Annotated in this window: 27 protein-coding genes and 1 pseudogene; 12 read left to right on the top strand and 16 right to left on the bottom strand. The window is 36.1% G+C overall.

Translation table 11 applies throughout. The annotated features are described in order from the left end of the window. The first annotated feature begins 455 nt into the window (after positions 1-455). Positions 456-650 carry a hypothetical protein gene (locus ACFX5U_RS07775; protein WP_400262964.1) on the top strand — a complete coding sequence of 65 codons (195 nt, stop codon included), beginning with the start codon at positions 456-458 and terminating at the stop codon, positions 648-650. Between the two features lie 51 nt (positions 651-701). Here the strand turns inward: ACFX5U_RS07775 and ACFX5U_RS07770 are convergent, their stop codons facing one another. Beyond that, complete coding sequence (locus ACFX5U_RS07770) at positions 702-1,787, bottom strand: hypothetical protein (protein ID WP_400262963.1); 1,086 nt, start codon at positions 1,785-1,787, stop codon at positions 702-704. Between the two features lie 378 nt (positions 1,788-2,165). Here ACFX5U_RS07770 and ACFX5U_RS07765 point away from each other — a divergent pair, with 378 nt between their 5' ends. From ACFX5U_RS07765 to ACFX5U_RS07755, 3 genes are all read left to right on the top strand, one after another. Continuing rightward, entirely contained in the window at positions 2,166-2,597 is a 432-nt protein-coding gene (locus ACFX5U_RS07765) for a hypothetical protein (protein WP_400262962.1), read from the top strand. 97 nt (positions 2,598-2,694) lie between these two features. After that, positions 2,695-3,369, top strand: a complete 675-nt coding sequence (locus ACFX5U_RS07760) for a hypothetical protein (RefSeq protein WP_400262961.1) — start codon at positions 2,695-2,697, stop codon at positions 3,367-3,369. A gap of 258 nt (positions 3,370-3,627) precedes the next feature. Then, positions 3,628-3,858, top strand: a complete 231-nt coding sequence (locus ACFX5U_RS07755; RefSeq protein ID WP_400262960.1) for a hypothetical protein — start codon at positions 3,628-3,630, stop codon at positions 3,856-3,858. Positions 3,859-3,936: 78 nt separating this feature from the next. Here the strand turns inward: ACFX5U_RS07755 and ACFX5U_RS07750 are convergent, their stop codons facing one another. The 8 genes from ACFX5U_RS07750 to ACFX5U_RS07715 all read right to left on the bottom strand — a co-directional run bounded on the left by ACFX5U_RS07750 (position 3,937) and on the right by ACFX5U_RS07715 (position 10,729). Continuing rightward, on the bottom strand, positions 3,937-4,059 hold the full coding sequence (locus ACFX5U_RS07750) for a hypothetical protein (protein WP_400262959.1): 123 nt from the start codon (positions 4,057-4,059) through the stop codon (positions 3,937-3,939). Between the two features lie 4 nt (positions 4,060-4,063). After that, complete coding sequence (locus tag ACFX5U_RS07745) at positions 4,064-5,191, bottom strand: TlpA family protein disulfide reductase (protein ID WP_400262958.1); 1,128 nt, start codon at positions 5,189-5,191, stop codon at positions 4,064-4,066. A gap of 20 nt (positions 5,192-5,211) precedes the next feature. Then, on the bottom strand, positions 5,212-5,931 hold the full coding sequence (locus ACFX5U_RS07740; RefSeq protein ID WP_400262957.1) for a RagB/SusD family nutrient uptake outer membrane protein: 720 nt from the start codon (positions 5,929-5,931) through the stop codon (positions 5,212-5,214). After that, positions 5,888-6,571 carry a RagB/SusD family nutrient uptake outer membrane protein gene (locus ACFX5U_RS07735; RefSeq protein ID WP_400262956.1) on the bottom strand — a complete coding sequence of 228 codons (684 nt, stop codon included), beginning with the start codon at positions 6,569-6,571 and terminating at the stop codon, positions 5,888-5,890. Before ACFX5U_RS07735 ends, ACFX5U_RS07740 begins: the two co-directional genes overlap by 44 nt. Positions 6,572-6,582: 11 nt before the next feature. Then, positions 6,583-8,211: a hypothetical protein gene (locus ACFX5U_RS07730; RefSeq protein ID WP_400262955.1), complete on the bottom strand. Its 1,629-nt coding sequence runs from the start codon at positions 8,209-8,211 to the stop codon at positions 6,583-6,585. Continuing rightward, the gene (locus ACFX5U_RS07725; protein ID WP_400262954.1) at positions 8,174-9,928 is read right to left on the bottom strand and encodes a TonB-dependent receptor plug domain-containing protein; all 1,755 of its coding nucleotides are present in this window, start codon (positions 9,926-9,928) and stop codon (positions 8,174-8,176) included. The genes ACFX5U_RS07730 and ACFX5U_RS07725 overlap by 38 nt, the downstream gene beginning before the upstream one ends. Before the next feature lie 176 nt (positions 9,929-10,104). Then, positions 10,105-10,416 carry a hypothetical protein gene (locus ACFX5U_RS07720; RefSeq protein ID WP_400262953.1) on the bottom strand — a complete coding sequence of 104 codons (312 nt, stop codon included), beginning with the start codon at positions 10,414-10,416 and terminating at the stop codon, positions 10,105-10,107. Between the two features lie 34 nt (positions 10,417-10,450). Then, on the bottom strand, positions 10,451-10,729 hold the full coding sequence (locus ACFX5U_RS07715) for a hypothetical protein (RefSeq protein ID WP_400262952.1): 279 nt from the start codon (positions 10,727-10,729) through the stop codon (positions 10,451-10,453). A 970-nt stretch (positions 10,730-11,699) separates the two neighbouring features. Between ACFX5U_RS07715 and ACFX5U_RS07710 the strand changes: the two genes are divergently transcribed. The 8 genes from ACFX5U_RS07710 to ACFX5U_RS07675 all read left to right on the top strand — a co-directional run bounded on the left by ACFX5U_RS07710 (position 11,700) and on the right by ACFX5U_RS07675 (position 17,063). Next, entirely contained in the window at positions 11,700-12,302 is a 603-nt protein-coding gene (locus ACFX5U_RS07710; protein ID WP_400262951.1) for a hypothetical protein, read from the top strand. 4 nt (positions 12,303-12,306) lie between these two features. Beyond that, positions 12,307-12,972, top strand: a complete 666-nt coding sequence (locus tag ACFX5U_RS07705) for a DUF4919 domain-containing protein (RefSeq protein ID WP_400262950.1) — start codon at positions 12,307-12,309, stop codon at positions 12,970-12,972. Between the two features lie 75 nt (positions 12,973-13,047). Then, positions 13,048-13,581, top strand: coding sequence for a hypothetical protein (locus ACFX5U_RS07700; RefSeq protein ID WP_400262949.1), 534 nt, complete (start codon positions 13,048-13,050; stop codon positions 13,579-13,581). Positions 13,582-13,652: 71 nt separating this feature from the next. Continuing rightward, positions 13,653-13,961, top strand: coding sequence for a hypothetical protein (locus ACFX5U_RS07695; protein ID WP_400262948.1), 309 nt, complete (start codon positions 13,653-13,655; stop codon positions 13,959-13,961). A 346-nt stretch (positions 13,962-14,307) separates the two neighbouring features. Beyond that, complete coding sequence (locus ACFX5U_RS07690; protein ID WP_400262947.1) at positions 14,308-15,045, top strand: TonB family protein; 738 nt, start codon at positions 14,308-14,310, stop codon at positions 15,043-15,045. A 437-nt stretch (positions 15,046-15,482) separates the two neighbouring features. Further along, positions 15,483-15,722 (top strand): PLDc N-terminal domain-containing protein, encoded by a 240-nt coding sequence (locus ACFX5U_RS07685; protein WP_400262946.1) that lies wholly within the window; start codon positions 15,483-15,485, stop codon positions 15,720-15,722. Between the two features lie 164 nt (positions 15,723-15,886). Continuing rightward, a complete protein-coding gene (locus tag ACFX5U_RS07680) occupies positions 15,887-16,258 on the top strand; it encodes a KilA-N domain-containing protein (RefSeq protein ID WP_400262945.1) in 372 nt (123 codons plus the stop codon). Position 16,259: 1 nt separating this feature from the next. Then, entirely contained in the window at positions 16,260-17,063 is an 804-nt protein-coding gene (locus ACFX5U_RS07675) for a hypothetical protein (RefSeq protein ID WP_400262944.1), read from the top strand. Between the two features lie 373 nt (positions 17,064-17,436). Here ACFX5U_RS07675 and ACFX5U_RS07670 read toward each other — a convergent pair whose 3' ends face one another. The 7 genes and pseudogenes from ACFX5U_RS07670 to ACFX5U_RS07640 form a co-directional block, all read right to left on the bottom strand. Continuing rightward, positions 17,437-17,889: a hypothetical protein gene (locus ACFX5U_RS07670; protein WP_400262943.1), complete on the bottom strand. Its 453-nt coding sequence runs from the start codon at positions 17,887-17,889 to the stop codon at positions 17,437-17,439. A 97-nt stretch (positions 17,890-17,986) separates the two neighbouring features. Then, complete coding sequence (locus tag ACFX5U_RS07665; protein ID WP_400262942.1) at positions 17,987-18,436, bottom strand: hypothetical protein; 450 nt, start codon at positions 18,434-18,436, stop codon at positions 17,987-17,989. 604 nt (positions 18,437-19,040) lie between these two features. Continuing rightward, a pseudogene (locus ACFX5U_RS07660) lies at positions 19,041-19,151 on the bottom strand (transposase); the annotation flags it as partial. A gap of 536 nt (positions 19,152-19,687) precedes the next feature. Next, positions 19,688-20,914, bottom strand: a complete 1,227-nt coding sequence (locus ACFX5U_RS07655) for a glycosyltransferase family A protein (RefSeq protein ID WP_400262941.1) — start codon at positions 20,912-20,914, stop codon at positions 19,688-19,690. A gap of 3 nt (positions 20,915-20,917) precedes the next feature. Then, positions 20,918-22,195 carry an HlyD family secretion protein gene (locus tag ACFX5U_RS07650; protein WP_400262940.1) on the bottom strand — a complete coding sequence of 426 codons (1,278 nt, stop codon included), beginning with the start codon at positions 22,193-22,195 and terminating at the stop codon, positions 20,918-20,920. A 5-nt stretch (positions 22,196-22,200) separates the two neighbouring features. Beyond that, complete coding sequence (locus ACFX5U_RS07645) at positions 22,201-24,387, bottom strand: peptidase domain-containing ABC transporter (RefSeq protein WP_400262939.1); 2,187 nt, start codon at positions 24,385-24,387, stop codon at positions 22,201-22,203. Between the two features lie 39 nt (positions 24,388-24,426). After that, complete coding sequence (locus ACFX5U_RS07640; protein WP_400262938.1) at positions 24,427-25,269, bottom strand: hypothetical protein; 843 nt, start codon at positions 25,267-25,269, stop codon at positions 24,427-24,429. Between the last annotated feature and the right edge of the window lie 4 nt (positions 25,270-25,273).

The following is a 25,273-nucleotide window of genomic DNA, read 5'->3' as shown; positions in this document are numbered from 1 at the left end:
AGTAAAGGTACTGGGAGTGTACGGGTAGTGTACGGGAAAGGTACTGATCCCCTACCAAGAAGGTACTGGAGAGCTACTAAAGAGCTACCAAATAGGTACTATAGGCAGTAGCTTATCCATAAGAAACAGCGCAGCCCATCGTGGCGGACCACAGCCACTGCAGTGCTGGGATCATGCAGGGAAAAAACCAAACAAACAGAGCAGTAAAAACAACCTATGTAACACCTCAGGTAAAAGATATTAACAATTTGAAAAACAAATAATTAAAACAAAACAACAAGAATCTTAGTTAAGAGTAAATTAGTAATTTTCTTATGAAAGGGCTGTCCCTATCGGTGCAATAAGCACCATGAGGAACAGAGAGGTATCTAGCTGACAAGAATCAGGTTATCACCACGGATTGTCCAGTACAGGCCACTGCTTTGCCTATCGGCCATCCCCCAGATCAGTTTATCATGTCAAAAAAATACCGTCTGTGCATCAGCGCAAAAGACGTAGCCATCATTCTTGACCTCAGTCCACGTCAGGCACAGCGCAAATATCAGCAGGCCAAAGATGCCTACGGCAAAAGCAAACACCAGCCACTCACTGTCCGAGAGTTTGCAGCCTATTATGGTTTACCACTGGTCGATGTTATCGATCGCTTATAACCGATTATTGAAGAACACATTGGAGGCTGATCAACGCCTCCAATCGTTCCATCATCCCGTTATTTCTCTTTGAGGATTAAGTCTGATCCATTCTTCCCTTAACTTCAACAGTTTATCGTATACATCAGGAGCCACTTTACACGTTTCTTGTTCTGCACCATAAAGTTCTATGAGGTATCCATTATCCTTTTTAACAATATCTTTAATAGCCAAAAGCTGTATCAATTTTTCCCTACTGCTTCTAAGCAATAAATTAGGCCACAATTTTTCGACCTTGGCCAGAGACTCAATATCTACCGTCCCATCACGCCCATCCAATAGCCTTACGTTGACCAACTTAAGACTTGAAGCCCCTTTTCTGAGATAAAAATAAGACACCTGCGGTATCCTGACCCGTTCATTCTCCACGCCTATCATCACCATAATCTGTTGGCTTATTTCCTGGATACATACCTTTATCCGTTTTTCATCTTCACACAATAGTTCATGACAGCTCCGTAGCTTTTGCTTTCTTGTTTTAAGCTCATCCAGTTCAGCCTCATAATGCAGTATCAGCCTTTCCTTATCCAAGTGTACTGCTTCCAGCTGTTGGTGCATAACAGCTTCGTTTTTAACGTGCCCATCCACCAATTCATCACGGTACAACAACCATTTCTGGTTGACCTGCACCCTCCTCAGGGTAAAGGCCCTTAGCTTGTGTTTCTTTCGTATAGCGTAATACACCTGCACCATGATCAAACAAAATAAGACCACCACATAGTCGCGCTCAAAATACTCCGCCTGTTGCAGATCTACCCCGAAAAACAAGAAATAAACAACATACACTACCTTAAGCGCCACAGCCCCCAACAGCAGCGTAAGCAGTACAAATTGAATCAGATAGCGCAGCAACACATGCTCCCTCAAATAGCTGTTAGCATCCAGTCTATAGACCACAAAACCGATCGGTATTATGGCCATTAATAGCAGCACAAAGCTAAATAGGAATATCAACCCGTGTTTCCCCAATGTGAGACTCCACGGAACAGATAATGCAGTGGTATAAAAAGTAATCAAAAATGAAGAAGCAGCCGCAAGCAATAGCATTATCCACATTTTTCCATACCACGAGCTGAAGTAAGATTGAATAACATTCATAATATAGGTTTATTATCTAATTATCACCTAAGTTAATAAATTTTTAAATATAGCAGTCATCAAGCTTCCTTTATAATCGTCTCTTCACGAAATTAAATCGACCGTTCGCCGATAAACATATGCCTTTAAATACACTTAAATCCTGTTTATTTAGGAATTCAACGAACGGAAATATCCGTTAACAGAAATGCCGTCCGCTTTCTTTTTCCTTACTAGAAATAGGTCATATCTTCGAGAATCGATCGAATTAATAATTAAATAAAATTAATTAAATCTCGGATCATCCAAGTAACAATTTATAACAAGGCATGCCGTTATCAGCTGTTGTTTAAGGTACATGACGAGATAAATGAAAAGTAAAAACCAAATTATTTACACATGAAAAAAAATCAATTTAATCAAGAAGGAGTACAACTGTGGCTTCAACAATTGTACAACTCTACAGTAGAAAACCAGATGATGGAGCAAAATCTCATCCTGAACAGTCTGCTCAGTTGGGCCATTTCCAGATTCGAATTTGCAGAAGATCAGATCGCCTATATCGAATCTCTGCCTGCTGATTTTAAACAAAATCTGGCACAAGAGATTGCGTTCACCATCAACAATCAGCTGGACATCACGCTCGATAAGAAAACAGATGCCGAGACGACTAGCACCCTTGCACGCGACTCTGTAAAGGTGTCCGAGTACGAGGCTAGTAAGAGCCAGTCTGCTACCGATGAGGCAGCAACATCAACACTTACAGACGAGGTTATCACCCGAGGTTGCGAAGGACACCTAACCATTCGCATCTATTACAAACTCATCTAGCTTTACACGCGCTATACCTACCGTCATAGGCCATACCTCTCCTATGGCGGTTTTTTTTACAATTATTCACCAATTATTTACTACATACACGTTAACCATGGATCGCTTTATCAGACATTTAAATTCACACTTTAAAGATCATGATCCCTGCCGTCTGCAACTATTGGAGCACACCAAGATCATAAAAGGCAATCGCGATCAGGTCTATTGTCGGGAAGATGAAAGCCGAGCTTATTGGTGCTATGTGCTGGAAGGTACTGTGGGAGCTTACGAGACCAACCTTAAAAAACCTTATATCCACTGGGTAGCTACCGAGGGGCATTATTTTACAGGTACTAAGCACGAATATAGTTTCAACAGCCAGGCCTTGAGCATTCAATTCTTAACTCGGAGCACGATCGCCTGTATCCCCTTATCACTCTTACAGCAGCTGCAGGACAAGTATCCAAGCGCACATCATTTTGTCAGTATCATGCGCCAGAAGAAATCAGATTTTTTCAACAAAAAAGGGCTCATCACCATACAAGATGCTTTGAATAGATACGAAAAGCTCCACGATCTGATGCCCGACATCTGCTATAGCCTCAATAATAAACAGCTGAGCCAATTCCTGTACATCGACCCGAAAACATTATACCAAAGCAAAAAAAACACATCTCTACAGCAAAAAATAAATTGCTACCCCAGCACCCGATTTCGGGATAAAATATATCCGCTCCTTTGTAATAGACAATCGGATAGCTGTAACGAAAAGCATCAGTCTAAGCGATGATAAATGAGAACTTAAAAGAATAAAGGATATGAACTATATTAAGACAGGTATCAAAGTATACCGTCGCAAATTTGCAACGTTCCCCGCTAATAGCGGTGCATAAATAAGATCTAACCAAGAACAAGCCGCGTTCAGATGGTGATCCAGTTGGTTCGCCACAGCAATTTAACGTGCAAAAAATTATTATGAAAAAAATCAATGCGTATAGGTATACGCATTGAAAAACAAAAAGTTAAACTTTCTTTATACTTGTCAATTATGGCATTATTCAATTATACGGGTACAAACCCATCGCAACCGAGTTCTTACACATTACATTCGGGGCCTAATCCACCAGTGTGCCTAGCTCCAACACAGCGCATGTGTACTTTAGAAGCTGCTAATGATGGATTAAATAAACCTATCATCACTCCTGCATTGAAAGATGAAATAATCAATTCATTGGAAAATGAGGTAAATGGTCCTAACGTTTCGCTGAAAAAGAGATAGACGGTCATAGGATTAAAGACATCAGCGTTTGCTAAACAATTAATAGGGTATGTAACAACATACCCTATATTGTTTATATTACTCCACCTCTTCAATGATCAGCACTTCCTGCTCTCCCATACCAATTTCTGCAACTATACCATAGGTAGCAAGCTGCTCGTTCAGCTCTCCCAAATTGTTATAATTCCCAAGTTTTATCACCACCTTACTTTTGACCAAGTCCAGAAACTGGGGGAAATTGTCGCCCCATATCAGTCATGACCGCGAGGACCGAACTGCCTTCAAATGTCAAACCATTCAGGGGTGCTTTTCCTGCATATGGTATTATTGGACAAGGCTTCAGTATGAGGCATTCGATATTTTTCATCGCTTTATAGGTTCGGATACCTAAAAAGCTATGTAAATCCTGTAGCACAACTTTTGCCTGAGCTGAATCTGTACGTTCTATTGCGTCCAAACGTTCATAAGAGATTGCATTTTGCATATACCAGAGATCTCCAACATTAGCGGTATCATCATAACGATTCGGGTCCTTTACTTTTAATAGCAGTCGCTCTGGTCTTGGTACATAACCTCCTTTTTTTATTTTAGCATGAGTAAACAGCACCGCGCTATAGATGGACACATTGTAGAAAGAAGTCTTTTGTAATCCGGTTACACTGTCCAGTTTTCTTCTAAAGGATTCGTACGGTACTCCATTTTGATAACCAGAAAATGAACTTGCTCCCTTAACTTTTATTTCACTCCTGTCCAATGCCAATAAATTTCCTTTCCCATAATCATCTTTGAGTGGGAAATCTATCTGCTCCTCCTTATAAAGTTTCAATATAACATCTTCAATTACCATATCACTACTGGCTATCGCCTTCACTTTTCCTTTATGCAAAAATGCAACATGAGGAACGCTGATGTGGGGAAACCGCTCTTTTAAATACACATCCGAATAGATAACGGGTAGATTGACCTTATTCTCCTTTAAAAATTCATTCTGTTCAAAGAATTTATCCAAAGTTTCCTTATCCTGCCAACCAACAGTAATAATCTGTAGCTTGTCTTTTAACTTCTCTTGTAGTTTCTGCAACTTAGGCATCGTTTGTATACAAATGCCACAGAAAGAATCAAAAAAATCCAATATCACCACTTTGTCTCCGAATTTTTGTAGATCAATCGGTTTTCCGCTTCCACGCATCTGCTGTACTGACCTTGGCGGCACAAAAGTATCGCCCACTTGGAGTGCTTTACTCAAATCCACTTTTTTACCAGACTGTGCATTTGTATAAAAAACCGTTATCAGCATCATGCACATCAGTGCTATTAATTTTAAATATTTCATTTTCTCTTCTTTATAAATGATTAACGTTTATTCTGTGGTAATTTCCCATTATTGACCACGATTTCAGGTAGCCTATAGGCAAATTTTCGGCTATTGGGCTCTAATTGATATATCATTCCATGCATCTCGCGCTTCAACGTTTTTTGAAAGCGAGGGTCTAGGTTCAATCTTTTCAGATCAGACCAGCGTCGTCCACGAAATACCAATTCCTTTTGTCTTTCTTTCAAGATTAGAGATAATAGCTTTTCGGTATTTCGTTCCATAACTGCAAGATAGGTGTGCTGCTCATATCGTTTTTCTCCCAAGGAGTTCAATACTGCTAAAGCGACATCGATTTTACCAGTTCTTGCCGCTGCCTCCGCTTTTATGAGATAAACTTCACTTGTGGTAAGGCCAACAAACAAATTCGCCATTCCGTTATCATAGCTGCCCTTATAGCCATAGGAATCTAATGGATAAGTGTTCTCTTGAAAGAAAATAGCCTTCCGCAAATCTGTAGATACATAGCTCCTATACAACATCGAGTCAACCAAACCATTATTGAGACTCATGGGCCCTGCAGTTGCTGATATGGCCGGAAATAATACCTCTACATTGAATTGGTCAATCGGTAAGTTTCTGTTCTTATTTAAACCATTAAAATCCATCAGTTCACTTTTCAATTGTAAACAAGAATCCGCGTACAGATAAGCCTCCTCAAACTTGCCTATCACCAAGTAGGTTTCTTGCCAAACCCGCATAAGCACTCGCTCGAAAAGGTCTGCCCGTTATCCCTTCATGTATGGGCAATCTGTAGGATGCCTCTTTGTAATCTTTTATAATCTGATCATACGTTTCTTGAACAGAGGCACGAATAGATGCATCATCAATAGCTGGGCTCAATCGCAACGGGATTCCCATTTCAGTAGAAGCTGTTGCTACCTGATATGCGGGAGCAAATACTTCCACCAATTGCTGAAAGGCAAATGCGCGAAAAAAATGTGCTATACCCAATAGGTTTTTGGTTTTCTCTGCATTCAAACCAACTTCCACTTTAGCAATTATTTCCATGACTTGATTAGCATTGTATACCGCTTTATAAGGTCTTTGCCATTGTGCTACATCATCATAGATGATGTCCATCCAGGTGTACGTATTACGTTGATCAAAATTTAACGCCCCGTCGAATACTTCGGGTGCAACATAATATTCATCAGCAGACCATTCACCGTATATGGGATAGCCCATATTCATGGCACTATAATCATTCAACAACAATTCGGCATCGTCCAGACTTTTAGGGATGACCATCTTGATATCCGGCTTTACTTCTAAAAAATTAGTGCAACAACAAAAAGACAATAGCGTAGAGATGCTAAAAATAGAAATGTATATTTTCATGATTCCGGGCATTAAAGGTTAAAACTAAGACCTAAGGACGATTGCATCGCATCAGGTATATTGGATCCATATTCAGTATCAATACCCAACTTATTTCCTCGCCAGATGATACCAACATTTTGTACATAAGCGTATACCCGACAGTTCTTCAATTTAAAACTGGATGCAAACGGTATATCTATACTCATTTGGATATCTCGGAGCTTAATCTGCCCACCATTCTCCAATAAGGCAGACGAACGCATAAACACTTGGCTGCCTAGATTTGCAGGATATTTAAATGCGGGTACATCCGTTTTTAGCTCATCCCCTGATTTTTGCCACCGTAGCGCGTAATCTTTATGGCCGATATCACTGTTTAAAAACAGATTATTATCAAAGGAATTTCGCAGAAATTTATGCCCCAATTGATAGGCAATATTCCATGATAACTCCAATGCCTTATAGCGGATGCTGTTTCGCCAACTACCAGTATATAGTGGCACAGTTGAACCATAATTTTCAAGATCATGTACCTTAAGGGCTAAGAGGGCGCTATAATCTTTGGACACTTCCCCATTCAGATAAGCGCGTGCCTCACCCGTTTCAGGATCCAAACCAGCCGATTTATAGGCCAACAAGCTATAGAGGTCTATCCCTTCAATTGGCGTCCTAGGGTTGGATTGCGCTTCACTGATAAAATCTTTTCCATTCTCGTTTTCGATGTACGATTGCAGCACTTTGGTACGTGAATTGGTGAAAACGAAATTACTGTTCCATGTCCAATCCTTTCGTTGAATAGGAATCGCATTTAATGAAATATCCCAACCTTTGGTGCGAATATTCCCACTATTGATCATTAAGGTCGTAAACCCCGTACTCGGATCGACACGATCTGGAGCAATCAGATCCTTCGCATTTTTGACATAATATTCAACACTACCCGAAACCCTGTTTCCTTTCAACGCAAAATCAAGCCCAAGATTGGTGATGGCTACCCGTTCCCAACGTAAACTGGGGTTGGGTGGTGTGCTAATCATACCATAATTTTGATTGCTGATATAATGAGCTTCACTCTCAATAGAAATAATCGGATAGGCCGAAACGCTGTTATTCACATTGCCATTATAACCATAAGTACTGCGAAATTTCAAATAGTCAAATGGGCTGTATTGCATAAAGGATTCCTGAGATAGTATCCAAGCGGCACCAAGGGACCAAAAGGGTTGTCCACGATCATTACTCTTGACGCCAAAAAGATTAGAAGCATCTTTTCGATACGAACCACTTAGTAAATATTTATTTAAATAGGTATAACCGACATTAGCAAAATAAGAATAAAAGTTATTTTGAAATAGTTCATAATGATTTAAATCATTAATTCTTCCTACACCCATGATCCCATTCAACATAGGTACTGGTATGCCAAATGGGACCGACTTGAACGATCCGGTCTCCTTATCAAAGCCATGATATTGGCTTGAATTTACATTTTTGCGAATTTTTCTGAATTCTACTCCAGAAAACAGGGAAAGTTCATGTTTATCATTCCACTTTCTGTTAAACTCCCCAGTCCCGCGACTTTGATGTGTTTGGTTACCCCAATCTACGACCGTATAAGTATCACCCACAGGAAGGTTTCCAGATAACCTTTGCATCATCCCAACTTGCATAACGATTGATAAGATCTCGTTGTGCCATCGTCCCCATACCTCGCCATTCTTCAAACTTGGTTGAAGAACGTTGATATGCATAAAGCACATTAAACTTTAATCCAAAATCAAAATGATACGCCGCATTCAGGGTCGTGAAGAACTCATTCACATTTTGCATTTGATTCGACTCATCCAATTCCTTCAACGGATAATAGGACCAATCCAATAGACGACCACCCGCTACGGTATCACGGAAAACAGGATTAAGACCACTTCCGTTTACTTCTAAAGCATTTCCATATTCATCCGCCAACTGCATATAAGGATAATTTTGCATACCATTTGCCAGTCTATTGTAGGCCACTGGTAATAAAGATTCTTGATTTTTACTTTCAGTATACATCAGCCCAACATCCAAAACCATATTCTTAACGGGCTTGAATTGAGTATTCGATTTCAAATTCAATCGATTGTAAGATGACTTAACCACATCGTTTAAGTTCTTGTCGTAACCTGCAGAAATGAGTGTATTAACTTTTTCACCACCCGATTGCAATTGCGCATGATATTGTTGATTCACAGCATTGCGGTAGATGTATTTTAAGAAATCATCTCGCAGATCCGTGTTCTTCATGACTGAAATTTCTTTATTAAACTCTGCTTCGGATATATCCCCATTATTTTTATTGTACATGAGCCATAGTGCTGGTTGCGGATTGTAATATTTATCTCGAAACCAACGGTTATATTTACCTTGATCGAACAAATATTGTTGGGCATCAATATAATCGGATGTTGCCATTTGCGAGTAATAATATAGATCTGGCTTAGCCTTGATACTGACATTAGAATTGAAACTCAACTGTGTACGTTCGTTAAACTTCCCACGTTTTGTCGTAATCACAATGACACCATTTCCAGACTGCGCCCCCCATATGGAAGAGGCAGCGGCATCCTTTAATACGGTGATATTTTCAATATCATTCGGATTGATATTGTTAAAAGCTCCTTTGCCATAGTCTGCATTTCTACTATCGTATGGGACACCATCGATTACAACTAAAGGCCAAACTTCTGAACGCAAAGTACTCATCCCTCTAATATTGATATTTAGTAAATTGCCTTTATTCTCAGGATATATCTTGAACGATGTTATCCCCGGTACCACATCCTCCAACCTACTCACGAAGTCTGTTGATACTTTCCGGTTGAACAGTTTGTTGTCCACAAATTCAAAGCTTCCGGTTGCGCGTTCTTTTGGTATTTTCTGATAACCTGTCGATACAACCTCGACTTCTTCGAGTTTTTTGTCTTCGGGTATCAATTTCACGATTAATGATACTCCTGCGGTATAATTGAGTTCTTGGCTTTTGTAGCCTACGTAACTAAACATAACCAAGCCTTTTCTATGTTCGACATTCATACTGAAAGTTCCGTCTTTCTTGGTGGAAGCTCTCCCCTTTTCGGCTTCGACTTTGATGGATACGCCTTCGAGTGGTTTACCGTCCACAGCAGATAAGACGGTGCCTTTTAGCACGTAATCTACTTGTACATACGCCTTATTTGCTGCATGTACATCGTGTACAATACCGACCATCGGAAATGGCAGTAACAGGATTAACTTCAGCATCTTACTGATGACCAAAAGGCATTCACCTCCTGGCTTTAATAGCATTCGGAGGTATTCCCAGTGCTTACTTATATGGTTTATTTTTCTTTTCATAATTTGATTTTTTAGGCATAACACTCTCCTTACCCTTTTTCAGGCTTTGTTTTACTCCTGATTAACAGGGGGCAGAAAGCTATGATCCTTTTTTCTTAAATACTTGCAGCCAGTCTATTTTCTACTGATGTTGCTACCCTAACTTGTTTTGTTTTCATGATCATTGTTGGCTGTTCTTACCAGATGAGCTCGACGGACTCGCCTTTCTTTGTCATGATCTGCCGACTGTCTTTTACGATGGAAAGCTTTTCGACGCGCACATCCAATTGAAAGTGTTCGTTCAGATCGTTTAGCATCCGTTGTCGGTATTCTTCCCTTTCTGTATTAGCAGGGACAGTGAGCTCATAATCGTACAGATGGTTTTCACTGTCGGGACAGATTTTACATGGAATGTACTTTGCTCGTTCGTAACCATAAACAATGATCTGCTCTGTCGGGAAATTGGCAGGCAGTCCAAGTGCAAACAGGTAGCACTCATAGATGGCCATATGAGCCAGTGATATACGGAGCACATCGCTACGGTCATCTCGCACGACAGCACTGTAGGAAACTTGACTGTCCTTGGGATGGATTCAGGAACGAATAGTAACGCTCTTTAGGTCTTACTTTAATAGGACTCTTCAGTGTATGTGTATGCCGCCCTTCATAAGGGACTGGTACTGGTCTCTTCAATGATCGTATAGGTAAATCTGTTATCATAATTGGTTTTTTGATAACTGGAACCTTCTTTTCACTCAAATACGAAAACATTCCTTCCTCTTGGGATAGCCCATAGCTCTCCCCTGTGCAAGATTTTTGCATTATTTCTAATGGTTTAAATTGGCTCCCTTAAGTCCGTACTAATTGGACATAGCATTGGCCTTTAAGGAAACCAGGTTAAAAAAATAAATAAGAAAAATGCAATTTTAAGTCTTCGTCAATTGGTTATAATAGGGTCTTCGTTATTGCATAATTTGGTTTAAAGAACTAAAACCGATATTAAAATATTAGTGTATCACGATAAAATATGACAACAAATAGTTGCTTTACCGCTAGAAAATTGTAATTTTAAGTTGCTATACTTTAAAATACAGATTAATTCTAGTTGGGCTTCACAAGCAATTGTGTACCACTAAAATAAAAGTCGGTAACATATTCCATTTTTGGATATTAAGAAGCTGATATTGACCTATCAAGAGCAAGATATCTTTAGTATTTAGTCTGGTGTATACGCCTTACTTAATTACTAATGACCTCAACCTTTCGATTGGACATAAGCTCCCCCCATCCTACTTGGACTATGTTTAAATTTTAGCGGCTTATTGCGGTGGACGAAAATTGTTCTTTAAAATTTGGGAATTGGCGAACCGATGACCTTGATCCTGGATCATGTCTTTGGTGGTTCTTTTGGTGGTTTTTAATCGTTTCATCATAATTATAAAAGGTTATATGAACGATGGCACGCAAGAAGTTTAAAGTAGACTTAATTGGTAAAATACCAATAGAGCGAGGCTCAAAACTTCTGAACTGGTGCTGTCAAGAACCGCCACAACCAAAATTGTGGATCCACAGAAGATTTACATGAGCTTCGCTCTATTGAATTAATATCACAAAGATAATAAAATCCAATAGATAGCGAGCTCACGATCTACTCATGTGGAAATTGACAGCTTCGTTCATGAGTGACATCGTAAAGATGGGGTGTTTAAACTCCATCAAATTAGTCGCTTATACTATATCAAAGGTAATAATAATAAATCGATAAAACAAAAAAATAAATAATCTAATTATCATGATGCTATCGGAAATAGTTATTAAGAACTTGGAAAAGCAGAGGACACACTTAGGACTTGAGCACTTTGATTTAGACAAATATTCCGATTTAGGTGAAGGTACCTATCTGGGAATAATATCGGGTCAGATTGAATTAACTGTTAACACGCTTCAAAGCTTTGTTGAAAAGGTTTTCAATTCTAAAGTGAAAGAATATCTAAATCCAAAATTTAAAGCTAAACCTTATACTTCCCTCAAGCAAAACTTACAAATAGTAATTAAGGAAAAGAATATAAAATCATCATATGGACCACTTCCCTATTATCTCACTTTGATAATTCATCATTGTATAAATATTAACGAGGAGTTTTCAAATAAACTTTTTAAAGAAAATCTCCCAGAAATATTTAAGGAACAAAACATAGAAATACATAAGTATACTCTAAGAAAAAACGTAGAAACAATTGAAGGAGCAACAGAGAAGGGTAAACACAAAAATTTCATAAAATTCATTTACAAATTCCCTATAAGCGAGAAGCAAATTGAAAAAGCAATAAAAACAGTCAACGCAGAGTGGTTTATGGATTTTTCCAAAAAAAATAGTATTGCCGTAGAAAAATAGGACCATGAAAAAAATCACGTTCCTTATATTTCTACTTTCCCTGATCTCATTCCTTAAAGCACAAGAAGCCCTAAAGATTGACTATTCAGAAATTAAGGTAAAAATTCAAGACAAAAATTCAAGCTCTTACTATCCAAAATTATTGCAAAGATTCAACGATTTTGATAATACACTTACAACTGAAGATTACGCACTAATATACTATGGCTTTTCCTTTCAAGATGACTATTTAAAAAATCAACCAGATGAAAGAGCATTAAATAAACTCCAAAAAGAGGAAAATTTTGAGGGCCAAATACTCGAATCAAAAAAGATACTGGCGGTAAATCCAGTTAGTTTAACAGCTAATGACTGTATGGCCTATGCCCTATTCAAAACTGGTCATCCAGAAACTGAATGGAAAAAGTATCAAGATAGATTTAGAGCAATTAGAAGAGTAATTGCCTCCAGTGGAAATGGCATGACTTGCGAATCTGCATATAAAGTAATCTATGTATCTGATGAATACAATATGATATATACTTACTTTAATGTGGAGAAAGTGCATTCACAAAAGCTATCAGGACTATGTGACAAATTTGATGTTGACCCAACGGAATACCTGCCTTCGAAAGTAGTGTTTTTTGATATCTCAAGAAAACTACTAAGACAAGAAGAATTGAGAAAATAAAAAGACATATATACTTCAAAATAGAGATTATTTAATTTCCATATTAGTAAAACTGAGAATTCAACAATAAGATCAATGAATAACTCTGATAGAAATTCTGAAAGGAAATTTACAATTGCAAAATTGGAACTTCGTAAGTTCGATACCTGGGATATAGTTATTTTATCAATATTCACCTTAGCTGTAGTTAGTTATTTAGTCCTAGATGAATATCATTCTGAAAAAAGATTTCAGATTACATATTTTAGTTCATTTGCTGCTGCATTTTTAATTTTCACAACAGCATTTGGTTTAAGGTTTCGGAATATTAAGTTCTCAGTGATTTGGTTAATACTAAGCCTTATGTTTTTATATGAAAATTATCCAATAGCGCAAATTCCTTTATTGGGCTTCGTAAGCTATCACATCGTCAGGCTAATCTTTTGGAAAATGTATAAAAAAGAGTTTATTCCGTATGAATTAGGTCGCGGAGGATTATTTCGATACATCAGTAAAATTGAAAAAAAAGGAGGAAATAAAACGGATCGTTTGTTTACGAAAATACTCCTTGCGATTGAATCTGTGATATTTACGTACGGGATTTCTTCATTGGTTGGGATCAAAGTATAGGGTGAGCAATTATAAGCCAATAGAAGACTAAAGAAAACGAGAAAGCATTTGGGATAAAATAATATACGGATATGGATGACCTTATTAAATCAATGGAAAAAAGTCTCTTAGCATTTGATAAAGAAAGTATTGAAAGAGAGTTAACAAGAAGAGAAAAGAAGGAAAAGGAAAATCTTAAGTATGAAATCTACTGGATTAAATTCAAAAAATTTAAAGCAGATTTCGAGAGGTTAATCTTCACTGATGTTCAAGAACTAGCCAATAGTTTAAAAACCCCTCTTCTGGAAAAAAACATTATGTTAAGAACCGAAACGCATATAAAAAACAATACCAGATTTTTTGGTCCTGATCTTTTTTTTTTATACGATCATATCGATTAGTGATAAATCGCTAAGCTTAAATAATCGATGGGAAAGATCCTCTTTTCTTTTAATAATAGGTAAGGATGAAAAAGATACAATTGAGCTGTACGACTGTAATCAAGATCTAGAATATGTATCTGATTATATTGAAAAAAATGTATGGGGTGATCCAATAGAGCAGTTTAAATTGAAGTACAATTTTTCTTTATTGAAACCACATATTGAAAAGTGGCTAGATAAAAATGTAGACAGAATTCACAATAGCGAGTCTTATAAAAAGAAGTATAAGATTGCTTGATGTGAAATCTAAAAAATGAAATCAAGATCTATAATAGACTAAAGGAAAAGTTAAAGGGTTATATAAATGAGGAATAGAATAAATTCGAATACACTGGGTATATCCATATCGATAATAATTGCAGCAAGCTTTTTTATCCTTAATAAAGCAAACGCACAAAGCAGAGATACGATTTATTATAATGCCAAATGGGAAAAGACGGATCGTGAAAACAAGCATTTCTACCGTGTCATATATCGTGAGGTAAAGAAGAAACCAATACGCGTGCAGGATTACTATCCAAATGGAATCCTGCAGATGGATGGCTGGTACAGCACGCTAGAACCCGAAACGAGAGATGGAGAATTTACCTGGTGGGATGAAAAAGGTAAAAAAAATCGCTGGATGGTATTTGAAGAAAATGAGCCTACCAAAATAACTGAGTGGGATAGCGATGGTAAGATAACCCGTCAGCATGAAAAGGTAAAAACGGTTTCTTATAAAAATGGAAAACGTATATCCGAGTCTAGGGCGCTAGAAAAAGCGCCGGTTTTCAACCGAGGCAAATCAACCTTCTCGGAATATGTAAGTGAATACCTCATCTATCCTGATGAAGCCCAAGGCAGCAGAGGAAAAGTAATAGTAAGATTTGTGGTAGACAAAACCGGTAGAGTGAAAGATGCTAAAGTGTTCCAAAGCGTAAATGCAATCCTGGACGATGCAGCTCTTGACTTTATAAAATCCTTGCCCCGATGGACACCAGCTGTGCAAGAAGCAAAAAACATAGATGTCACCATGGAGTTGCCTGTGAGTTTTAATCCCTAAAAAAGTTTAGTACATAGCGCTCAAAACTGTAATACAATTACAAGCAATAATTGTAATGAAAAATATTTTATTAACTATCATCCCCTTAGCTCTGTTATTAATGGTAAAGCCATTAATAACAGAGCTAAGGAAATCTATTGGATTAAATTTAAAACAGATTTCGAGAGGTTAATCTTCACTGATGTTCAAGAACTAACAAATATTTTAAAAACCCCTCTTCTGGAAAAAAACATTGTGCTTAGAACCGAAACGCATATAAAAAACAGTACCAGATTTTTTGGCCCTAATCTTCCTTTTTATATGATAATATCGATTAATGATAAATCGCCAAGCTTAAATAATCGCTGAAAAAGCCCCCCTTTTCTTTTAATAAAAGGTAATAATGAAAAAGAAAAAAAATTGTTAACAATCACATTATAAACTAAAAACCTTAAATTATGAGCTTATCATTTATTAATATCGGAGCAACGGAAATGGCGATCCTTTTTATTCCCCCATTTTTAGTTATGATATATACCATTTATCATATCATCAACAATGATATGATAAATGGAAACAATAGAATCTTTTGGATTATAAGCATTTTACTGCTCAATTTCATCCGATGCATTTTCTACTGGTGGTACGGAAAAGGAAAAATTACAAACAACGCGTTAACCTTATTACGAATGAATTAAAGAAGTCCTTGATGATTTGTTAAAAAAAGCTAATTTAAATATTGGGGAAATAAAGCAAAGAAAAATATACAGCTGATATAATAGAAAATGCTAAGATTACAGTAGATTTTTCAAAGCCAGCACAATAAGTAACACTCGAGACCGATTATAAACACGGGGAGATTATGAGCAAAAACAGAAAACTAGACGTTCAGGGAGTAAGCATTACCATGTATAAACATGATGAGAATGATTTTATTTCATTGAGTGACATAGCCAAGCATCGTGATAGTGAAAGAAGCGATTATATACTGCAAAACTGGATGCGAAATCGTAGTACTATAGAATTTATAGGACTCTGGGAACAGTTCAATAATCCTAATTTTAATTCCATCGAATTCGATGGAATTAAAATACAAGCTGGACTCAATAGCTTTGTTATGACTCCAAAACGATGGATTGAACAAACTAACGCTATTGGTATTCGGTCCAAAGCGGGAAGATATGGTGGAACGTTTGCTCATAAAGACATTTTCTTAAAACTATTTACTAGATAATATGCGCAAAAATTTATATAAATTTTCATCTTACATTCTTATTTCACTCTTTATATCTTGTTCGCATTCATCTAACAAGGGTAATGAATCATCATTAAATAGGAAAGAGTTTAATGATGGTAAAAAATCTAATTTAAATTTTTTCTTTAATGACACGTTAAATAGTCTGATTATACTAGAAAGCGATTCTTTACAAAATTCATTTCTAGAAATTCAGAATAGTTTATCCTCAATTTTTTGTACAAGATGTAATTTTACACAAAGCAATAATCAAATAATATTTAGAAATAAAGGTGATGTAACGTGCCGTTCTATAAAAGGGATTGATTACGATTCATATAATAAGATCTTAATAAAAACCACAGATAGTGCGACAGTTATTTATACTGAAGTACCTCGAGAAATCTTTATCGAAAAATTTCGTTTATTTAATAAAAATACTTATTACGCTATAGAACAACAAAAATATCTGCAGGACTTTCCCTATCACGGAGGGCATAGCACAATATTATTACCTGTAGATTCACTCCCAGAAGAAGTAAGGCTAATAATTTCGAACAAAACCTTAACACTCAAAAATGGAAAAAATGTATTTCCTAAATATTTCTATAATATCTCTATTTCATATTCTGGTAATGTAGACTCCTTAGCTTTGCAAAAAGAAAATAGGGATAGTTTGGACAAAGAACTATTCAATTATGTTAATAAAATAATCAAAAACAGAAAGTTTCAGCCCGCCTTGTTTTTAGATGGTGAACCAGTTAATACAAAATTTCGTTTAATGGTATCATTTAAGATTGAATGAAACACGATAGTCCGCAACTAATCCTTTCTTTTTCTACGCTGGGAAGGTTCAATACTTTTATTCATCATTGTTTAATTTCAAAGGGATTCATGAGACGCTGTACTTAGTTTTTTTAACACACCCCTCGGGTACTCGTCTCAGACTGCTTGATCGCAAAGACGATCTCTGCATCGGTGCACCGACCGAAGGGAGCTCATGCAAAGCATAATTTATCTCGTACTTTTCATCGTTCTTCCTCCTATTTTAAAAGTAGAGAATTCGGAATCGAATTCTCTACTTTTAAATAGTCCAGTTTTTTGGGAGGAGGTCACAACAAATAAGCCAACCATAAAAACTGCTATTCATTATATGTTACAGTATTCCAGTTGGAACATCAATTGTTAAATATTAAAAAGAGAATGTCGTTACTTTTATCATATAACAAAACTCTCCTTTCAATATTTCCAAATTGAGTCGATCTCACCTGAAATTGATAATATATATCGGATATTGGCATCTTAATTATTTCTTTTAAATCAACATCTCTACCCATACGTTTCCCATAATGAATATGTACGTACTGAATATTAGGATCGAAAACAACAGGATATATTTTATCCTTGTCGCTAAAAATATCCTTATCACTGCTCAATGGTTGCTTCGGACATCTTGTCCATGCAAGTTTTTGGATATATTCTTTAGTAGTTTTACTTTTCACTTGAATGACCGATGTTGACGTCCCACTGTTTTCTTCACCAGGAAATTCCCGAAAATCTTTTAAGATAATATCAACCTGTGGATCTAAGGGTAAACTAAATATCTCCTCCGTTAGTTTATCCAAAGGCATTTTTTGAAAAATATCATCACATGAAATTGTCAAAAGAAAGCATAAAACGTAAAAACAAATTCGACTCATAATATTATACCCTATTTCTGCTGGAATGTTAATTATCATATATTAAAAAAAGAATCCCATTGCTTTTATCATATAACAAGACTCTTTTTTCAATATTCCCGAACTGCGTTTTGTTCGACTGGACCTTGTAATAAACATCTGTTAATTTGATGTCTTTCAACATTTGTTTTAAATCCAAAAATCTAAAAGACATTTCGTCATATAATATTTCGATATATTGGTTTTGTTTATCAAATATTACTGGATATTGCTTATAAAATTCTTTAAAATTGTATTTGCCCGGAACTAACTCGCCCGGCTTAGATTTTAACCATTTAAAAGACTGAAGATCTTTTATCGTTTCACTATTAATTATCTTAGCTATTATAAAAGCCTGGCCTCGATTCTCATAACCAGGAAAATTTCTAGAGTCATCTATAATACTATCTCCTTTTAAGGTCAACTCAAACTTTTCTCTGGTAAAATCACTTAACGACATTGTCCGTAAATTATCATTACACGAGTATACAATAAAGCAATAAAAAACTAAAACTATATTTATTTTCCAGCGCCAGTTCATACTATTTATTTTTTATTTTATTCATTATTTCAGGCGGGGTGTTTCCATGATTTATATGAAAGTTTCCAGCTGAATCTGGGGCCATTTCATTGATTAACCTTGTTACATACTCGCTTCCAAACGGTCTTATTGTCCTTATTAAATATAGACACGCCAGAGTCCATAACGTACCCATGTTTCGGCTATATTACGAATCCTTATGCGTAATGGGAGATCTTCGCGACGGTACGCTTTATAGTACCAAACAGAAGTACTTAGTCGTGATACCTCGCATGCTTTCCGTAATGAAACCCGATAGTCAGCAACAAATCCCTTCACTATTTTTCTACGTTGAGAAGGTCTCAATAGTTTTATTCATCATTGTTTATTTTTATCGATACTCATGAGACGCTGTGCTTAGTTTTTTTAACACATCCTGCAACATCTGTTTATCCAAACTCAGATCGGCAACAAGCTTCTTCAGCTGAGCATTCTCTTCTACAAGATGGCGCAATTTACGTAGTTTGGAGATACCCAGACCTCCTTATTTCTTCTTCCAATTGTAAAACGTAGCCTCGCTGATGCCCATCTTGCGACAGACTTCTTCCCCTCGAGTACCCGTCTCAGACTGCTTGATCAAAAAGACGATCTGAGCTTCGGTAAACCGACCGAAGAGAGCTTATGCGAAGCATAATTTACTTTGATTTTTTCATCGGATTTCCTCATATTTAAAATTAGTAATTCTATCCCAAATTCTCTACTCTTAAATACTTCAGTTATTAGGGAGGAGGTCAAAATTAGTAAGACACTGTCTGACTAATTACAAAACACTAGTTACCAAAACTATACAAATCAACAGTAATCAACTAATAAGTCGAGCTCCGAGCTAATAAAATCTAATGAATTGCTTACAGATTTATCATATTCCCAATTCTTGGAATTGATTCCGATTACCAATATAAGTAAAAGAGTTTTTTTGAAATAGAAACAATCAAAAAACACATTTATTAAGCAGAAATTCTCTTAAAAATAGACCTCTTTTTTAGTAGACATACTAGAAATCATCATCATGCTCCTCATGTAGAGGTTCACAAATCTGGAGAACTGCAATCACTTATCAACATAAGATGTAACTGGAATGCCTCCACAATGAAACCAAATTGATAAAAATAATAGAGTACGGTACAATCCTTAATTTACTTTATTCATTTTAAAATTAACTTCCTTAAATTTATCTTTGCCTCGAACAATCAATTCTCCACGATATTGCTCATCCCTATTTGCAAATTGATCATTATTTTCATGTAACCGATATTTATACATGATAGTATCTATAAACTTGATTTGCTCATAACCACAAATCTCCATCAGTGGAAACATAAGAGCCATATCATAGGGCATTTTCAAATATTTTCCATCCTTATCTTTAAATACATCTTTATAAGTATCTTGCTTTAATAACTCAATAAAAACTTTAAATTTAAAGGTTCTCAATTGAGAAACCCACCAGGTTAACTGTCGAGCCACTTCAAATTCTTTTTCGCTATAGCTTTTCCCAAAACATTTTCGGCTATTTAAATATCCCATTGAACCGTACGTCATCAGAACTGATTTTACACAATAGACGTTATTCAAAATCTGAAACACATATCTATGCGGGAGACAATCGTCAGGGTCTATAATGCAAATAATATCATTATTTTTAAAATCATTTTCTTCAAGAGCAGATACAATGTTTTCAAGTGCATATTTCCGACGTTCATTTACCTTGATATTGTATCTCGAATTATTTGGAATCATGTTAACAGTACCATCACTAGAACAATCATCAACGAAATATACAGTGTAATTTGTATACAGTTGATTTTCTATACTTTCCAAAAAATCTTCAATATAATTTACCACATTTCTGAATGGGGCAATAACCCGAATATGACTTTCTGATAATGGAGGATAAAAGTTTCCATTGGGATAGATAGAAATTGGATAAAGAAATAGAAGGTTGAATAACGTTTCCATGGATTTCTCAATCAAATCTTCAGCAGTTAATGCTGACAATAGAAATCTGTAGATTGGTTTTGTAAGTATAAAAGATTTAATAGTTTGTATCCTAGACAGCATAGCTATTCGAGAGTCGATTGGAATTTCTTCTTTACAATTTGTATCTATATAATACATATAAAACTGCTGTAATAGTAGTTCGTGCATTGTCTCTTCCAAATTTGGAATGTCATTTAACATTTTACTTGTCTCACTGGATATGCAATAAATTACATCTTCATCATTTTCCAAAGCCCACTCAATAGCATGCTTCAGGTTGTCCAAAATAGTACCATTTTTGAATTGCTCAACGACAATAGAAGCTTTATCAACTTCTGTTAGCACAATATTTGAATTTAGTATAAGTGTAGGTATCATAGTTTAAAATTTTAATGACTTCGTGAGATTTAACCAGATTCTTTTAAAAATGGATTGATCTTCAGTGATGATATCAGCATCAGCCAGAATGCCAGGTTTCAGTTTAATAACAGAGTCTTGTTCTTTTCTAATCAGAATTACTTTAGAAAAGAAAACACTATCCCTGATAGGAATATCGGATATGTAATCTATCTTTCCTCTTAAATACCCATATTCTTGATAAGGATAGCTTTGTACTTTGATCAATACATACTGCCCTATTTTTACTTTGGATGACTTGATCTGAGGAATCAGTATCTCCCCATAATAATCGTCTTTATTGGCATTGACATAAAACAGCTCGTCTCCTAGTTTGACCAGTTGATTTTCCTGTAAAAAATCACCATAAATTAAAGTACCCTTAGAGGGGCTACTAATCACATATTGTTTTTTCCAATTTTCAGCATCGCTAATAAAGGTATTGAGAGATTGATAGAACTTCTTCTCTTCTTCAAACATCTCATTATTGATCTCGGAAATCTCTTTGTCTTTAGACAGGCGACTGCTCTGATTGCTGATAATCGTATTCTCGGCCTGAGGAATAAACTGTCTCTTGGACAACAAAAGGGCTTCTTTTTGCTGAAGCTCGAGCTGGCTAATTACTTTTTTATCAGCCAATATCTTGTACTTAGTATATTCTTCTTCTGCCAAGGCAAGTTCTCTTTTCTGAAGATCAAAACTCTCTTGGATTCTTTTATGCTGTTCATTGATATATTTGACTTCATTCTGGATGAAGTTTTTCCTTTTTTGATAAATACCTTCTTTATTGATGGCGAGGTAATTCAAATAGGAAAGATAAAAATTTTGATAGCTGTTCTGAACTTCTCCCAACTCCAGCTCCGTTGGAGTGACGATATCTTTTAGATCTGCTAAGTCAAGTGCTCCGCTTCTCACTTTTTTCATCTTATCGAGTAGGTTCAATACCTCCTCATGATCTGCTATGCTTTCGATATAGGCGACATCCGTATACTTATCCACGACCGTACCATCTTTAACCAACAACTTGACCAAATTTCCATTAACTTTCCCTGTCAATACCTTCGGAGCATTGCTGGTATTAAATTTCATTGATACCGTTACAATTTCAGGATAACGGATAAAAAATGACAAGCCAAAGATCATAAAGACCGTCAGTACAATAAAGGTGATTCCTCTTTTGAGCAGCCAAGATGGTGGTTTGGAGATGATCTCCTGTAGATCTTCAGAGTGGATATCTTCTGCTATACGTATTTTATTTGCCATGACCCTTAATTTCCTAGTTCCAATTGATTTTTGACCAACTCATAATAACTTCCTCTTAAGGCGGTCAATTCCTGATGCGTTCCTTGTTCGACGACAGTTCCTTTTTCCAGTACAACAATATTGTCTGCATTTTTAACCGTACTCAAACGGTGTGCAACCACGATAACCGTACGCTTATTGAAAAATTGATCCAGTTTCTCTACAATTTCTTTTTCATTATTGGCATCCAATGAATTGGTGGCTTCATCTAAAAAGATGTAAGTTGGATTTTTATATACCGCTCTCGCAATCATCAAACGTTGGCGCTGTCCCTGACTAATACCCTTACCTGCAGTGCCGATTTTTGTAGCCAGACCAAAGGGTTCGTTGGCGATGAAATCTTCCATATTCGCTATGTTGATTGCATTATTTAAAAGTGCTTTATCTGCAAACTCATCATTAACAGCGATATTTCGCTCAATTGTATCGGCATATACATAGTTTTCTTGTAGCACCGACCCGCAACTGTCTCGCCACAGTCCAAAGTCGATCTGATCCAGTTTCTTTCCTCCGATCAGTACTTCACCTTCTTCGGGATTATAATAACGCAGAAGGAGTTTGATTATCGTAGTTTTGCCACTCCCACTTGTTCCGACTATGGCGGTTGTTTTCCCTTCTGGAAAGGTCAGATTCAGTTTAGTGAAAATCGGTTCATTTCCAGCTCCAAAATAACGAAAGGTCAAGTTTCTAATCTCAATAGTTTTATTATCGGGCAATTGGGTAAGATAATCTTTCTGAATATTCTCCTCCTCTTCAGTTTCGTAGATTTCATTCAACCGTTCCAAACTAATCTTAGCATCCTGGTAGGATTGCATAAATCCCAGTAAAGACTCTACTGGATTGCTGACCATACCGACAATATATTGAATGGCCATCATCCCCCCAAGCGTAATATCACCATCAATCACTGCCTTGGCACTGATATAAGTAATCAAAATTCCTTTTACTTGATTGATAGCCATAGAACCGATGGATTGGTACTGTGATAGAGCTAAACTCTCAACTTTAAATTTAAATAATTTAGCTTGTAAAGCTTCCCAGCCCCACCTTTTTTGTTTCTGTGCATTATTAAGCTTGATATCTTTGATGCTCTGGATCATCTCCACCATATAGGTCTGGTTTTCGGAAGCAATCTTAAATCTTTTTTCATCCAGCTGCCTGCGATATTTCATAAAGGCAAGTATCCATAACGTATAAAGTACTGTGGCAACAATGAATACCAGAAAAATCGTTTTGTTATAAATTAAGAGTAAAGTTCCGAAAATCACCATATTTACAAGTGAAAATAGCGTATTCAGTGTACTTCCGGTGAGAAAGGACTCTATCCGCTGCTGGTCCGACATCCGTTGCATAATATCTCCGTGGGTCTTGAGATCAAAGAAATTCATCGGCAACTTCATGATCTTGATCAACAGATCTGTCAAAATAGAGATATTGACTCTAGTACTAATGTGGAGCATAATCCAGGAACGGATGAAAGATACTGCGGTACTTCCAACAAAGAGCATCAACTGGGCTATCAGAATCAGATTAATAAAACTGATATTCTTTGTGTTGATACCGATATCGACAACAGACTGGGTAAGAAAAGGTGCAATCAAGGACAAAATGGTACCAAGTACCATACCTAAGATCAGTTGAACGAACAGCTTTTTATACTTATAAAAGTAAGTGAAAATCTTACGCCACTCCAGTTTCAGTTCGGGCTCTTCTTCGTCAATCTGGTAAAAATCTGGACCTGGACTCAATACAAGTGATAGCCCAGCATGAAGTTCTCTGGTTGAAAACCAATTCTTACTAAATTCTCTTTCATTATAGCTTATCAGCCCAGATGCCGGATCTGAAAGATAATATTTGTCCTTGCTAATTTTATAAAGTACAACAAAGTGATTTTGGTTCCAATGTAAAATACAGGGAAGCTCGACTTCTTTGAGCTGTTCGAGAGATAATCGGACACCATAGGTACGAAATCCCAATTTCTCTGCAGCTTCACTGATACCAAGGAAATTCACTCCATTTCTAGTCGTCTGACATAACTTCCGAATCTTATGGATAGAAACCAATTTACCATAGTACTTAAATATAATGCGAAGACAAGTAGAACCACAGTCCATCTCATCCATCTGTTTATAATGTGGAAATTTTTTTAGCAAAATAAAATTTATGAGTATTAAAATATATTTAGAGATAATTTAGATCTTTACAAATTTGATACTTGACAATAAAGTACTTAAAAACTCTTTATCGTTAACTTCAGTTTCATCATGAATGTTTAATAACCTAATTTCTTTTGTTATGGAGTCTATTTGAGACACCTGTTCCAAAATCATTATTTTACGATTATTATGTTTACTCCTACTTAAAACATCCCTAATTAAATTTTCCCAATGAGGGTTATGAAACTGCTTTACTGCGATCAACAAATAAAATATTGCTTCTATATCTTTCTCGGATAATATTTTATCACTAGCTGAATATTCAATGAGTAAAATTTCAATAACATTAAAAAAAACTTGCTCACCTTCCTTATTCTCATAAGCTTTTACCCCAACAAAACTCATCTTTAATAAATTCTTCGCCAACGTAATCCGACAGTATATCTTATAGTACGTTGAAATTAAAGTAATCCATTTTTCCATCAGCATCTTTAAACATTCATATATCGGAAATCTCCTGTAATTATTTTTCAAATTACTTTTACTCAAAAAACGCTGATGAAAATATGTGATTAAATTCGTTACCTCTTCAATAGTAGCATTTTTATCTACAATTACCTTTAATGCTATTTTATATAAATTATCATCAAAATCATAAAGAATTTCATCAATATCAATCTGAATCATCTTTTCATAATCCAAAAGAGCTATAAACCAACCTATACCTAATAACCCTGATGAAAAGGTATAATCATCATCTTCGAGAGCTTCAACAATATATGTCTCCAATAAGGATTCATCAATGAGCCCACTTTGCTGATTAATTACCAGATTGATAAGAGTCGAAATTTGCCTATCGTTTGTTGTTATGGTATTCATATGT

The organism is Sphingobacterium sp. SG20118 (assembly GCF_044740685.1).
In the GTDB taxonomy this organism is placed as follows: Bacteria; Bacteroidota; Bacteroidia; order Sphingobacteriales; family Sphingobacteriaceae; genus Sphingobacterium.
This window is presented reverse-complemented; position numbering and strand designations above follow the sequence as displayed.